This window comes from Rhizobium sp. BK316 (genome assembly GCF_014193695.1).
Classification (GTDB): domain Bacteria; phylum Pseudomonadota; class Alphaproteobacteria; order Rhizobiales; family Rhizobiaceae; genus Rhizobium.
Genome location: NZ_JACHZR010000001.1, coordinates 608,177 through 622,027 on the forward strand (window position 1 = coordinate 608,177; position 13,851 = coordinate 622,027).

Annotated in this window: 14 protein-coding genes; 7 read left to right on the plus strand and 7 right to left on the minus strand. The window is 59.5% G+C overall.

The genetic code is table 11. The features are described from left to right. Positions 1–129 precede the first annotated feature (129 nt). From FHT87_RS02670 to FHT87_RS02695, 6 genes are all read left to right on the plus strand, one after another. A complete protein-coding gene (locus FHT87_RS02670) occupies positions 130–1,608 on the plus strand; it encodes a sugar ABC transporter substrate-binding protein (protein ID WP_183799265.1) in 1,479 nt (492 codons plus the stop codon). 75 nt (positions 1,609–1,683) lie between these two features. Then, positions 1,684–2,643 carry a sugar ABC transporter permease gene (locus FHT87_RS02675; RefSeq protein ID WP_183799267.1) on the plus strand — a complete coding sequence of 320 codons (960 nt, stop codon included), beginning with the start codon at positions 1,684–1,686 and terminating at the stop codon, positions 2,641–2,643. Beyond that, positions 2,640–3,530, plus strand: a complete 891-nt coding sequence (locus FHT87_RS02680) for a carbohydrate ABC transporter permease (RefSeq protein WP_183725116.1) — start codon at positions 2,640–2,642, stop codon at positions 3,528–3,530. Before FHT87_RS02675 ends, FHT87_RS02680 begins: the two co-directional genes overlap by 4 nt. Positions 3,531–3,541: 11 nt before the next feature. Then, positions 3,542–4,639, plus strand: coding sequence for an ABC transporter ATP-binding protein (locus FHT87_RS02685; RefSeq protein WP_183725118.1), 1,098 nt, complete (start codon positions 3,542–3,544; stop codon positions 4,637–4,639). A gap of 33 nt (positions 4,640–4,672) precedes the next feature. Beyond that, positions 4,673–5,836, plus strand: coding sequence for a mandelate racemase/muconate lactonizing enzyme family protein (locus FHT87_RS02690; RefSeq protein ID WP_183799270.1), 1,164 nt, complete (start codon positions 4,673–4,675; stop codon positions 5,834–5,836). Between the two features lie 21 nt (positions 5,837–5,857). Continuing rightward, entirely contained in the window at positions 5,858–6,604 is a 747-nt protein-coding gene (locus tag FHT87_RS02695; RefSeq protein ID WP_183799273.1) for a ribonuclease activity regulator RraA, read from the plus strand. Between the two features lie 120 nt (positions 6,605–6,724). Here FHT87_RS02695 and FHT87_RS02700 read toward each other — a convergent pair whose 3' ends face one another. Further along, positions 6,725–7,324: a gamma carbonic anhydrase family protein gene (locus FHT87_RS02700; protein ID WP_183799276.1), complete on the minus strand. Its 600-nt coding sequence runs from the start codon at positions 7,322–7,324 to the stop codon at positions 6,725–6,727. 28 nt (positions 7,325–7,352) lie between these two features. Continuing rightward, on the minus strand, positions 7,353–7,733 hold the full coding sequence (locus FHT87_RS02705; protein WP_183799278.1) for a nuclear transport factor 2 family protein: 381 nt from the start codon (positions 7,731–7,733) through the stop codon (positions 7,353–7,355). Positions 7,734–7,823: 90 nt separating this feature from the next. Between FHT87_RS02705 and ftrA the strand changes: the two genes are divergently transcribed. Further along, entirely contained in the window at positions 7,824–8,876 is a 1,053-nt protein-coding gene (ftrA, locus tag FHT87_RS02710) for a transcriptional regulator FtrA (protein WP_183799280.1), read from the plus strand. 30 nt (positions 8,877–8,906) lie between these two features. On the opposite strand, the gene FHT87_RS02715 is transcribed toward ftrA, so the two are convergent. From FHT87_RS02715 to FHT87_RS02735, 5 genes are all read right to left on the minus strand, one after another. After that, on the minus strand, positions 8,907–10,166 hold the full coding sequence (locus tag FHT87_RS02715; protein WP_183799283.1) for an MFS transporter: 1,260 nt from the start codon (positions 10,164–10,166) through the stop codon (positions 8,907–8,909). Between the two features lie 167 nt (positions 10,167–10,333). Beyond that, positions 10,334–11,056 carry an MFS transporter gene (locus tag FHT87_RS31020; protein WP_348649344.1) on the minus strand — a complete coding sequence of 241 codons (723 nt, stop codon included), beginning with the start codon at positions 11,054–11,056 and terminating at the stop codon, positions 10,334–10,336. Continuing rightward, positions 11,013–11,426, minus strand: coding sequence for a type II toxin-antitoxin system VapC family toxin (locus FHT87_RS02725; RefSeq protein WP_183725132.1), 414 nt, complete (start codon positions 11,424–11,426; stop codon positions 11,013–11,015). Before FHT87_RS02725 ends, FHT87_RS31020 begins: the two co-directional genes overlap by 44 nt. Continuing rightward, on the minus strand, positions 11,423–11,671 hold the full coding sequence (locus tag FHT87_RS02730) for a type II toxin-antitoxin system VapB family antitoxin (protein WP_183725134.1): 249 nt from the start codon (positions 11,669–11,671) through the stop codon (positions 11,423–11,425). The genes FHT87_RS02725 and FHT87_RS02730 overlap by 4 nt, the downstream gene beginning before the upstream one ends. 100 nt (positions 11,672–11,771) lie before the next feature. Beyond that, complete coding sequence (locus FHT87_RS02735) at positions 11,772–13,814, minus strand: NADH:flavin oxidoreductase (RefSeq protein WP_183799286.1); 2,043 nt, start codon at positions 13,812–13,814, stop codon at positions 11,772–11,774. Between the last annotated feature and the right edge of the window lie 37 nt (positions 13,815–13,851).

Below are 13,851 nucleotides of genomic sequence, written 5' to 3' on the forward strand. Positions count from 1 at the left end.
GACAGACAATCTTTGATCTGAAAACGTATGATCAGGCCGAATGGATACATTAGGAAGGTCCTGCGGCCGGGGAGCAAAGACCGCTCGCCTGACGCAGAGCGGCATGGGAGAGAACCTGGGAGGTTACCTATGACGAGGATTTCACTCGGCCGTGCCGTCATGCGCGGCACTGTCTCGACTGCTTTGATGGTATCGTTGATGTCCGCGTCTGCGCTGGGTGCGCCGGTCGACTTGAGCAAATGGTCGCCGGAATACGTTCGCTCCATCGCCGGCACGCAGGATTTTGACACGGCCGGCGATTGCGCCAAGGTCACTCCGCTCGATTACAAGGGGCGACTGACTTTCTGGTATCAGGGCGTGTTCGAGGGCGACCCCGACCTCCTGCGGCAGTATTACAAGGACTTCTTCGAGACCTTCCGCAAAACTTATCCGAACATCGAGCTTGAGGAACAAGCCCTCACCTATAATGACCTTCTGGACAAGTTCCGGACCGCACTTCTGGGCAATGCGGCACCCATGGCGGTCCGCCTGCAAATCCTTGGTGGCACCGAGTTCGCCTCAAAGGGCTATCTGCAGCCGCTCAAACCCGAGGATATAGGGTATTCGACCGAGGATTTCTGGCCCGGTGCAATGAAGGCGGTAACCTGGGAGGGGGTGACCTACGGCCTCCCAACCAACAACGAGACGATGGCGTTCATCTGGAACGCCGACATCTTCAAGCGTGCGGGCCTCGATCCGGACAAAGCCCCAGCAACCTGGGACGACGTTGTCAAATATTCCAAGCAGATCCACGACAGGCTCGGCATTGCCGGCTACGGCCTCGTGGCGCGCAAGAATGCCGGCAATACGCCGTACCGTTTCATGCCGCAGCTGTGGGCCTATGGCGGCGGCGTCTTTGACGAGGCCACTGCGAGCCCGACCTATCAGCAGGTCGAGTTAAACAGCTCGCAGAGCAAGGCGGCGCTGCAAGCTTCCTACGATATGTATGTTCGCGACAAGTCGGTTCCGGTCTCGGCACTCACCAATCAGCAGGCAGATAACCAGCCCCTCTTCCTCGCTGGCCAGCTCGGCATGATGATCTCGCACCCGTCCGACTATAACGTCATGCTCGACCTGCAGAAGAAGACAACGGGCAGCGACAAGGAAAAAGCGCAGACCGTCATCGACAACATGCGCTATGGCCTGATTCCGACCGGCCCCGACGGCAAGCGTGCCGTCGTGTTTGGCGGCTCGAACATTCACATCCTGAAGCCCGAATATGTCGAGGGCGGCAAGGTAGACGAGCCGGCTGCAAAGGCTATCATCTGCATGTGGACGAGCCCCGAATGGTCACTGAAGATGGCCTATGCCGGCTCCAACCCTGGAAACCTTAACGGCTTCAAGACCAAATGGATGAAGGAACGTCTTGATAGTATCAAGTTCCTTGATGTCACGACCTCGATGCTGCCATACGGCATCCCGTTCCCGGCGCTGCCACAATCGCCCGAGATCATGAACATCATCGTCCCGGACATGCTGCAGAATGCCCTGACTGGAGCTATGACAGTCGACCAAGCAGCGGACGACGCGGCCAAGAAGGTCAAAGACCTGATGGACGGCGGTCTGTAGTCCAAGCCTGACCACGATCTGACCGGCTGCGCCGAGACTGCAGCCGGTTTCTTCCGAAGAACGAGGACAGGCATAGTGACGATCTTGACTGGCAAGGCCGAGGCGCGCCGAAGACTGCAACCTGATAGGTCCGGCGTGCTGCGAAAGATTTGGGAGCACCGCGCTGACTACGCGTATGTGCTTCCTTCGATCGCAGTGATGCTCATCGTCATCGCCTACCCTATCTACTACACGATCGAACTGTCGTTCTTTAATACACCGCCTGGCCTGCAGCTAAGGGACAAGATTTTTGTCGGCCTCGACAACTATACCGCCATCCTTACAAGTCCGGTGTTTTGGAAAGTCACCTCGAACACTCTCATCTGGACGCTGGGATCCACTCTCATTTCATTTGTCCTGGGGTTTGCCTGTGCCCTGGCGCTCCATGGCGACTTTGTCGGCCGCGGCATCCTGCGCGCCATCCTGATTATTCCCTGGGTCATCAGCGCGGTCGCCGCGTCCTATATCTGGAAGTGGATCTACCATTCGGACTTCGGGATCATCGGCGCGGTGCTCGTCGGCCTCGGATTGGCCGATCGGCCGCCGAATTTCATTGACAGCGTCAGCACGGTGCTGCCCTCGCTGATCGTCGTCAATATCTGGCGAGAGTTTCCGTTTGCCATGATCATGATGATGGCTGGCCTGCAGACGGTCCCCGACCAGTTGCTGCGCGCCGCAAAAGTCGACGGAGCCAATGCATGGCAGCGGTTCTGGCACGTCACCTTTCCGCACTTGAGAAACGTCTCGACGGTGACGATCCTTCTGCTGGCAGTGGCCAACTTCAATTCTTTCATCATCCCCTGGATCATGACCGGCGGCGGGCCGTCGAACGCATCGCATATCTGGATCACCCACATTTATGAACTCGCCTTCGGCCGCCAACGCTGGGGGGTGGCATCGGCCTATTCGGTGCTCTTGTTCCTGATCCTGATGTCGCTCGGCTATTTCTACGTCCGTGCGCTGAGCGGTAACGAACGGAAGGACGGAAGCGAATGAGCGCGATTGCCGAGACGGTTCATCGAAGCCAGACACGTCGCCGTACGCGCATCGATGGATGGCGGTGGGGCGGACGCATCTTCCTCGTGTTCATGCTGCTTTACACTGCATTGCCGATGGTCTGGATGCTTCTGACCTCGATCAAATCCGGCTTCGCGGCCATGCAATTCCCGCCGCAATGGTGGCCGGACCAACCGACCCTCGACAGCTACCAGAAGCTGCTCGATCCGCAAAACAGCGTCGGCCAGGACTTCCTGCGCTTCTTCTGGAACAGCCTTTTCGTCTCCACTGCCACGACCATCCTTTCGGTGATCGTGGCAGTTCCTGCGGCCTACGCCTTTTCGCGCTTCACCTTCCCGGGCAGGAACTTTCTGTTCTTCGCCGTCCTCCTTCGCAACATGTTCCCGGCTGTGATCTTTCTCGTGCCGCTCTTCATCCTGATGCGCGCAATCGGGCTGGTGAACACGCATGGGTCGCTCGTCCTCACCTACCTCACATTCGGCCTGCCGCTGGCAATCTGGCTCCTGAAGGGCTTCTACGACAACATCCCGGTCCAGCTCGAGCAGGCCGCACGCATCGACGGGGCAACGCGGTTCCAGGCCTTCCTCCTGATCGTGATGCCGCTCTCGGCGCCGGGCATCATCGCCACGGCGATCTATTCCTTCATCGGCGCGTGGAACGAGTACATCTACGCCTACACCTTCCTCTCCAAGAACGAGCAATTGACGCTGCCGGTCGGCATCCAGCGCTTCTTCTCGGAAAACACGACGGATTTTCCGGGCCTGATGGCGGCAAGCTTCATGATGAGCGTGCCCGTCGTGGTCCTGTTCCTCGTTCTTCAACGATACTTCGTACGCGCCCTCACGGAAGGCGCAGTCAAGCACTAGGGGAGTTGCCTGTGGCCCACGTGGTCCTCAAAGATCTGGTCAAGACCTATGGCGCCTTCAAAGCTGTCAACGATGTTTCGCTGACGGTCAATGACGGCGAATTCGTTGCGCTTGTCGGCCCTTCAGGCTGCGGCAAGACAACCACGCTCAATCTTGTGGCAGGGCTTATCCCCATCACATCTGGGGACATCGTCATCGGCGACCGGGTGGTCAACGACCTCGACCCCAAGGACCGGGACATCGCAATGGTGTTCCAGAACTACGCGCTCTATCCGCAGAAATCTGTCTACAAGAATCTGGCGTTCCCGCTGCAGATGCGCAAACTGCCGCGAGACGAGATCGACAAAAAGGTCAGGGAAGCAGCGCGCGTGCTCGACATGACGCAGCTGCTCGAGCGCAAGCCACGCGAACTTTCGGGCGGCCAACAGCAGCGCGTGGCGCTCGGCCGCGCGCTCGTTCGCGATCCGGCAGTATTCCTGATGGATGAGCCGCTCTCCAACCTCGACGCAAAGCTGCGCGTGCAGATGCGCTCGGAGATCAAGCGTTTCCACCAGGACCTCAAGGCGACGATCATCTACGTGACGCACGACCAGCTCGAAGCCGTGACCATGGCCGACAGGATGGCGGTGATGAACGGAGGCTACCTGCAGCAATACGATACTCCGGCGCAGGTCTTTGCCCATCCGGTGAACATGTTCGTCGCCAGCTTCGTCGGCAGCCCGGCGATGAGCCTTGTCCCACTAGAGGCGTCAACGGCAGGCGGCGAGGCCGTGTTGACCAGCGCGGAGGGCTGGCGCCTCGAACTCTCGCCACGCAACGCCCAGAAGGTCGCAAGGTCATCCACCAAGAAAGTCGTGCTCGGCGCACGCCACTCGACGATCAAACTGCATAAAAGTGCGATGCCTGGAAGCGTCCCTGCCAAGGCCTACACGGTGGAGCCGACCGGAGACGTCACCTTCGTGCAGGCGTTTCTCTCCGGCGCCATCGTCAATGTCAGCGTTCCGCCAACCATTGCCGTCACGCCCGACGAACAGATTTGGCTCGAGTTCGATCAGGAGCGGATGCATCTGTTCGACGGCGAAACGGAAATGGCCCTCAAGGCCAACTGAGACCAGGCGGATGCGTGCGAAACGAGGGCGTGGATGACTGCGAAGCTTAAAATCACGGCGATCAAGCCCTATCCAGTATGGGTGGGAACGCGTAATCAGATGCTGGTCAAGGTTGAGACCGACAACGGCATCTTCGGCTGGGGCGAGAGCGGCTTGAGCGGTCGCGAGAAGGCCGTGACCGGCGCGATCGAGCACTATCGCGAGTTTCTTATCGGCCGCGATCCGATGCAGGTTGGCCGAATCTGGCAGGAAATTTATCGCAGCCAATATTTCGAAGGCGGGCGCGTTCTGCAGGCGGCGATTTCGGCGATCGACATTGCCCTTCACGACATCAAGGGCAAGGCGCTGGGCGTGCCGGCCTACCAACTCTTGGGCGGCAAGCAGCGCGACCGCATTCCGACCTTCGCCTCGACCGGCGACGAGGCCGAGGGCGATGTTGCCATCGAACGAGCCCGCGAACTGCGCGCACAGGGGTGGCAGGCGATCCGCTTCTTCCCCATCGGGCAAAGCAGCAACGACATCTTCGAGCCGCGCGAGTCGATCGGCGCGACCGCACGGATGCTGAACAAGGCGCGCGAGGCGCTCGGCGACGACGTCGTCCTCGGCATCGACTATCATCACCGGCTGTCGGTGGCAGAGGCGGCGAGCTTCTGCAACAAGCTCGGCCGTGGCGTGCTCGATTTCCTCGAAGAGCCGATACGAGACGAAACGCCGGAGGCCTATGAATCCCTGCGCAGGATGACTGACATCCCCTTCGCCATTGGCGAGGAATTTGCCAGCAAGTGGCAATTCCTGCCCTATATCGAGCGCGGCATCCATCAGTTCAACCGGCTCGATGTCTGCAACGTTGGCGGGCTCACTGAAGCGATGAAGGTCGCGGGCTGGAGCGAGGCGCACTATGTGGACCTGATGCCGCACAATCCCCTTGGTCCAGTCTGCACAGCCGCGACCATCCATCTCGCCGCTGCGGTGCCGAATTTCGCCTGGCTCGAGACCAGGGCGCCCGAAGCAAAGCTGGGCTTCGATAATTCCGACTTCTTTCCCGTGCAACCACGCCTCGACGGCCCTGACTATCCGGTGAGCGACCTGCCGGGGCTCGGCGTCGAGGTCAACGAAGAAGCGGTCGAGGCGGAGAGCTTTCGTTTCTGGGAAGCGCCTCACCTGAAGCGCCGCGACGGTTCTGTCACAAACTGGTAGTTTCATCCACCGGAGCCTAAAATGACGCATACGCCCGATATTACGCGACCGCCCAGAGAGCTGATCGATGCGCTGAAGGAGATCGGCGCCGCGACCATTGCAGGTACGCTCGGCCACATGGGCTTCCGCAATCCGCATATGGTCGGTCCGGTATCGCAGAGCCGCGGGAAGTCGATCGTCGGCCCGGCGCTGACGCTTCAATTCATGCCGCAGCGGCCGGACCTTTTCACCGAGGGAGAATATGCAGATCCGGAGACGCAGTTGCACCGGCATGTGCTCTATCACGCGCAGGAGGGCGATGTGGTCGTGGTCGACGCGCGCGGCGACATGAGCTCGGGCGTCTTCGGCGATATGATGTCGACCTATTTCAAGGGTAGAGGCGGCGCTGGCATCGTGATCGACGGCTGCATGCGCGATCGGCCCAATGTCGAGAAGCTGGATCTCCCTCTATGGCTACGCGGCTGGACGCCCAACTATCATGTGCAGACTGGCATCTATCCTAACGCCGTCAACGTTCCGATTGCCTGCGGCGGCGTCACGGTCATCCCCGGAGACATCATTGTCGCCGACGATGACGGGGTGGTGGTGCTTCCAGTCACAATGGCCTCGAAGGTGATCGAAGAATCGCAAAAGCATCACGATTGGGAAGAGTTCTCGCGCATGAAGCTCATGGGGGGCGGGTCGTTGCAGCGCTACTATCCGCTGCATGACGATGCCCGCGGAGAGTACGAAGAGTGGCGCAAAATGAACAGCTCGGGAACTCCTTAGCCAATGGATTACCCGCTGGCCAGCCTCTATGCAAGGACGATGGCCGACGCCGCCATGGAAGCCCTAATGGCAGCGGTAGAGCCAAGGCGAATCTCGAACCGGTCGGGGTTTTCGTGGCATCTAACAACTGCTTTCGGCTCGATGAATTCCAAGAACATCGGACAAGCGCGACGTAATTGTTTTCATCACATCGGGTGAGCTTCTATCTACGCCATAAACGAAACCGGGAAAGTCCAGTGACTTCTGGAGTGCCCATATGGCTTCGTGCTGATCGGAGGACAGAATTTCCGCCGGGTCACCGACGGCGACCCATCCGATCGGCACGGTTGAGCCCGGCTCCAGCCGCGTTCGCAAATGCACGGTTCCGTTGATGCGGACTTCTGACCCGCGTCCGATCTGCGCCCCGTGAAACACGGCTGCCCCGGTTGCGACGAAAACTTCGCCGTCAATTTGCGCGCCTACCACATGGCTGTTAGGGCCGACTATGCAATGGTCTCCAATGGAACAGTCATGACGACTGGTGGCTCGGATCACGGCATTTTCGAACACGATGCAATTCCGTCCGATGTGGATGGATCCACCGGCTTCCGCCACCAAGCGAGCACCATGCATGATTCTGCTACCCGCACCGATGGCAACATCGCCACAGACCGTCGCATCCTGCGCTACCCATGCATCGGGATCGATCGATGGCGACTGTTCTTCGTACGATAAGATCATGTTTTACCCTCTTGCCTCGATCTCGGCGCTACGACGACGCCCTCACACTTTCAAGGTGCCAGACCTTTGCGACGATCCGCCAGCCATCAATGCCTTTCACGAAGCAAAGATGATCGATAAAGATGTTGGCGTGGATCCGCAGCCTGACCTTCACGGTGGCCGCAGCTGGCGAAAGCCAATCAATCAGGATGATTTCGTCCTCACGGTCTTGCGAGCGGCTCGCGGGAGATTCGCGCCTGGCGATCACCTGGCGATAATCTGCAATCGGGTCCACCGTGATTGCGCCTTCGTCAGCGTCGAACAGGCTACAGGCTGGATGAAAGATGTGGTCAAAGAGCGAGAGATCGCAGGCGTAGAGCGCATCGAAATAGGTTTGTATCGCGTTTAGCAATTCGGTATCGCGGCTCATCTGGTTTCTCCGTATTTGTTGGCGGGTGACCGTGTCGCATGCCGACAGCACGAGTTGCCAGCGGCAGGATTGCCAGATAAGACGGCATTCATGCCAAAAACTGAGAACGCACGCTTTCCTGCAAACAGACGTGTCGTCAGCCTCGTCTATGATGGCCTCTGCACCTTCGAGTTCGGGATCACGGTCGAAATCTTCGGTTTGGCACGACCTGAGGCAGGACCCGACTGGTATCAGTTCAAATCGGTCTCGCTGGAGGATCAGGTTCTCAATGCCTGTGGTGGCTTGACGGTCGCAGCAACAGGCACCGAGACGGATCTGCACCAAGCCGGAACAATTATCGTCCCCGGCTGGCGTGGACCCGACGAGCCGGTACCCGATCAGATCTGCAACGCATTGGTTCGCGCTCATGAGGGCGGCGCCCGCATCGTTTCCATCTGCGGGGGCGCGTATGTGCTCGCGGCCGCCGGCTTGCTCAATGGCCGCCGTGCCACAACGCATTGGCGTTTCGCCGAGGGCCTGGTTCAGCGCTATCCCGCCATCAAGATCGACGCGAATTGCCTCTATATCGATGAGGGCGACATCCTCACCTCGGCAGGCAGCTCAGCAGGCATCGATCTGTGCCTGCATATCGTCCGTTCGGATTTCGGGGCGGAGCTCGCCAATACGGTGGCGCGCCGGTTGGTGATGTACAGCCATCGCCAGGGTGGACAATCCCAGTTCATCGAGCGTCCCGTGCCGCTCAGGCGAGAGGCAGATCGGCTGTCATCGATCCTGGACCATATTCTGACCGACCTTCACCACCCGCACACAGTCAGTTCTCTCGCCCGCCACGCCGGCATGAGCGAACGTACCTTTCAACGTCGTTTTCGCTCCCTGACCGGCCTGCCACCGCTCAAATGGATCCTGAGGGAGCGACTTGAGCAGGCCCGCATCATGCTGGAGACCGGTTCTGCCGTGCCTGATGACATCGCAAGGGTGACAGGACTCGGAAGTGCTGAAAACCTACGGCTTCAGTTTGGTCGACATTACGGGGTTAGCCCAATGATTTATCGCAATCGTTTTGCGCAACGACCGCAAATAGGCCAGGCGCTTCCGAAGCAAACTGGCCAAAGTTCCTCGAACATCGATTTCCTTGTTGATTGAACTGTAGACCCTCCCCGCGAATGTCGCAATTCATGCAACAAGATAGGCGCCGCGCAAACATGGCCCGGTTGCAGCTTCCGGCGAACCGGCCGAGGATTGCTGTGCCGCTGCTTTCGGTGGTGGCATGCGTGTCCCGATGGCAAACAAAATCGCGCTGATGGCCGAGAACCCGGCGAATAACAGGAACATGCCTGGCCCGCCAAAAGCGCCAAGCATGGCACCGCCCAGAGTCGGTCCAATAAAGTTGCCGATGGTTGAGAACGAGTGAGCGCCAAAATAGCTGCCTCTGTTCCGATCGTTCGCAATGCCGTCGACCAGCATGTATTCGCAAGGTACGACGAGAATCTCTCCGATCGTGAAAACAACCATCGAGACCGCGAGCCCCCAGAAGCCGGCAGCGCTGAGAAACCCGACTTCGCCGAAGGCAAACAGCATACAGCCGATCACAAGGCCGTTGAGCGCGCCTGCACGTTCGACGAACCTGCGCGCAAACGGATTCCCGATCAGAACAGCCGCACCGTTGATCGAAACGAGATAGGCGTAGATTTCCATGCCTTCGGCGACATTTCCCGTGAGGTACGGGGCGAGTGTCGCTGACCATTGGCCATAGACGGCGATCAGCAATGTGCCGCCACTGACAAAGAAGGCCAACCGCGGATCGCCGATCGCCGCCTTCAGGCTCTCAAGCAATGGCGGCGAAGCGGGTGCTTTGGAAACATCGTCGCTCTGGTGAATTGGAACGTGCAACATGTACAGGGCAAGCGCGAACATCGCGTAGACAACACCTGCAATGACGAAAAGAATGGTGGAGGCAGCCCCAGCGGCAATCCCCATCAAAGGTCCGATGGCCCAGCCGACATTCGTGGCCGTGTAACGCCAGGAAAAATACCTGAGGCGCAGCGGCTGCGGACAGACGTCGCTCATCAGCGCGCGTGAAATCGGTTCATAAATCGCGAGAGCGATGGCAGCAACGATCTGGGCAATGCAAAATGTCAGCACGGTTTCAGCCAACCCCATACAGGTTAGCGCAACAGCCATGGAAAGCAGGGTAAGCGTCAGCACCGTCTTGCGTCCCACCCTGTCCGACAGGGATCCCGCGAAGGGAGCCGCGACAGCGCCTACCAGGGGACCAATGCCCAGAAGCGCGCCAATCATGGCCGGACCAAGCCCGAACGACTGCTGCAGCTTGATGGCAAGGAACGAGAGCGTCATTGCGCGCGCGATGGTCACGAGTCCTGACCCCGCGATGAGGAACAGGACGTAGCTCAGTCGTTGATTGTCGTGCCTCATCGGGCCTCTCAGCAATTCGTGGTCGTCAATACAGCTATACCGGTATTCACGAGCTTCCGGTCTCTCCATCAGATGAATCGCGGACTTTTGCAACGCACGACGTCAGGGATGACTGCGGCCTCGCTTGCACGATGCCGACAGCCATCATGACCCAGGCTTGTGACAAGTCATCTGAATGGCTGCGCAACCAGCCGGCCGTAAAGGGCATGATGCTGGCGATGATGTATCCGCCCCCCCTGCACGAAGGCGGTGAGGCGGCCGGCGCTGGTCGGTTCGTCGGCGTGGTCGAGTGTGACGATCAACGAAAGTGGAAACAGCGCGCCGATGCCCAACCCAAGCAGGATCATCGCTGGAAGGGCAAGCGCCAGTGGCATGGTGATGAGGCAGACCAAGCCTCCGAGAATGGCAAAAAGAGCGGCGGCAAGCGGTCCCCGCCGATCGGGAAACCAGTTGATCATCGCCGACACAGCTGGGCCGGCTAGAACCTCCACGAGCGTGAGGCCCGCGAGCAGATAGCCTGCGATATCCTCGCTCCGCCCCAGTTGAACATAGAAGGGCGGCAGCCACGCCAGCACGAGCGTGTAGGCGCCCGTGCCGACGCCGAAGAAGGCAAGCAAAAGCCACGTCCTGCCGCTTCGCGAGGGGGACGAACTACTAGTTTTACTTGTTGCCGTCCTTTGCCCAGAGGCAACACGATGCCGCTTGCCACAGAACAAGCGCAAGGAGAGCAGGCAGCGCCCACAATCCCAGCATCGCTTCCGAGCCCAGTTGCCGGGACACGCTGGCTGCCGTCGCGGCTGCCAAGCGTCCGGAAAGTGGGCCAGTAAAAACTGGAGACGGATCAGATCAAAAATCCCACGGGTTGACGAGATCGAGACCTGTTGTTTCAAAATCCTTGAGATTGCGCGTGGCTAGGCGTCCGCCGTTCACGCGAGCAACTGCAGCGATCATTGCATCGGGTGCTGACATTCCTCGCCCCTGACGAACCGCCCGCCCCATAATTTCTCCGTAAGCAAGCGCGGCTTCCTCCGTAAGCCCAAACATCCGATCGGCAAACCGGCGACGCCACTCTGTAAGCCCCTGTTCGAGGCGATCGGCACGCTGGTCCGGCTTGATCTTTTGAATGCCGAAAGCGATCTCGGCTATTGTCACAGTGGGCAGGGCCAATTCCGCGTCGAACCGAACCAGCCAGGCCATTAGGGCTTCGTTGGGATCCCTTCTCAACGTCTCGGAGACGACGTTCGTATCGAGAAATATCAAAGCTCAATGCCCTGATGAGGACGACGGCTTTCTCGGATGACGGCATCCAGATCGATATCTGCGGCAGCCTGCGCATTTACACGCGAGTAGAAGCTGGACGCAGGTTCGCGCCCCGCCTCGCGTATCTCGTAAGCTTCTAGCGCTCGTTCGACCACTTCAGCGATCGAACGATTTTCGCGCCGAGCCAGCCTGTGTGCCAAATCACGTGCTTTGGAGCTTCGAACAGAGAGTTGTGGTGCGGCCATTGCGGTCTCCTTCGCAGAAAATATAAGGTAGCCCGGTCTCGCCATCAAGATGGCAGATGACGGCTTGCCATCTGACAAACGCAGGGCAATTGCCAAGAGGTCAAAACAACGAACATAATCTCAGAGCGTCATAAACGGCAGCATGGATGTTGCGGCTGGAAATCGCATCGCCGATTCGCACGAGATCGAAACGCCCCTGACTACCGAGCTTCGGCAGTGGCGCCCGACGATTGATCAAGGCGGCATAATCCACGGCTCCAAGATTTCGCGAAAGCGGCTTCAGCTCAAGATAAAGCCCGTCATTGGCAAGCGTGCCATGCTCTACAACGACCTGAGAGACGCGCCGCTCCCACTGTGCGCCGTCTGCAAAATCCGATCCGAGTACGGCGACAAGAGCATTGCCGTCGCGCCGGACGGACTTGAGCCGCGTGTTGATGGTGACCCTGACGTTCCGTTCTGCAAAGGTACGGGCATAGGGCACGTGGTTCATGCCCCCTATATCGGGTGCGAAAAAGCGTTCGGGTGACACAAGCTCGAGCTCTGCACCGCTTCTAGCAATCACTTCGGCGGCCGACATGCCTGGATGTCCGCCGTTGTCATCGAAGAGCAGGACCGCATCCGCAATCCTGACGCCGCCTGAAAGAATGTCCCAGGAGGAGGTTACGAGTTCATCGCCGGCATCGAGTTCGGGTTGCTGCGCAATGCCGCCGGTCGCAATGACAACGAGGTCGGGTTCAAGAGCAAGGACATCGCTTGCCTCTGCGTAGACATCATAATGCATGCGAACACCCAACCGCTCAAGTTCCGCCAGCCGCCAGTCGATGATGCCTATCATCTCCCTGCGTCTGACATTGCGGACGAGCAGATTGACCTGTCCGCCGGCTTTTCCCGTTGCTTCCAGGACATCGACCACATGCCCGCGCTCCGCGAGCACACGGGCGGCCTCGAGGCCGGCCGGTCCCGCACCGACCACGACGGCCTTGCGGCGAACCTCGGCCTTTTCGATCTCATGCGGGATCTGTCCCTCGCGTCCGGTCGCAGCATTGTGGATACAGAGTGCCTCCCCGCCTTCGTAGATCCGGTCGAGACAATAGGTAGCGCCGACACAGGGCCGGATGCGCGCCTCCTCGCCGCGCTCGATCTTGCGCACGATATGCGGGTCGGCGATATGGGCGCGCGTCATGCCGACCATGTCGAGCTTCCCCTCGGCGATCGCATGACGGGCCGTTGCTACATCCCCGATGCGCGCGGCGTGGAAGACCGGAAACTTGGTGATCGCCCTCACCTCGCCGGCAAAATCGAGATGCGGGGCAGATGCCATGCCCTGGATCGGAATGACCTCGTTGAGCGCGACGTCGCTGTCGATATGGCCGCGAATGATGTTGAGAAAATCAATGTCGCCGGATCGGGCAAATCGTGAGGCGATCTCTATGCCTTCCTCCCGCGATAGTCCCTTCTCCCAGTCCTCGTCTGCGACGAGACGCATGCCAACGATGAAATCCGGCCCGACTGCCTCGCGAACCGCCCGCGTGACCATGACAGAAAAACGCATACGATTGTCGAGCGAGCCGCCAAATTCGTCCTCACGCCGGTTGGTTGCCGGCGACCAGAAACCATCGAGCAGATGGCCGTAAGCCTCGATCTCGATACCGTCGAGGCCGGCTTCCTGCACGCGCTGCGCGGCGCCTGCATAGTCGGCGACGATACGCTCGATGTCCCAGTCTTCCACCTCTTTCGGGAAGGCCCGGTGCGCCGGCTCGCGGATCGGCGAAGCCGCCAGAACGGGCAGCCAGTCGCCCTTGTTCCAGCTTGTGCGGCGGCCAAGATGCGTAAGCTGGATCATGACCGCCGCACCGAACTCATGACAGTCGTCGGCAAGTCTCTTCAACCACGGCACGATCTCGTCGCGATAGGCATGGAGATTGCCGAAGGATGGCGGAGAGTCAGGCGAGACGACTGCCGATCCCGCCGTCATGGTCAGCGCGATGCCGCCTCTCGCCTTTTCTCTGTGATAGAGCCGGTAGCGATCCGTCGGCATGCCGTTTTCCGAATAAGCCGGCTCGTGAGCGGTCGACATGACGCGGTTTTTCAGCGTCAGGTGCTTGAGTTGGAAAGGCTGCAGCAGGGGGTCTTTGGAGGACATGTCCGCACTCTTTGCTGGGTGGGAGTAGCAATCGAAC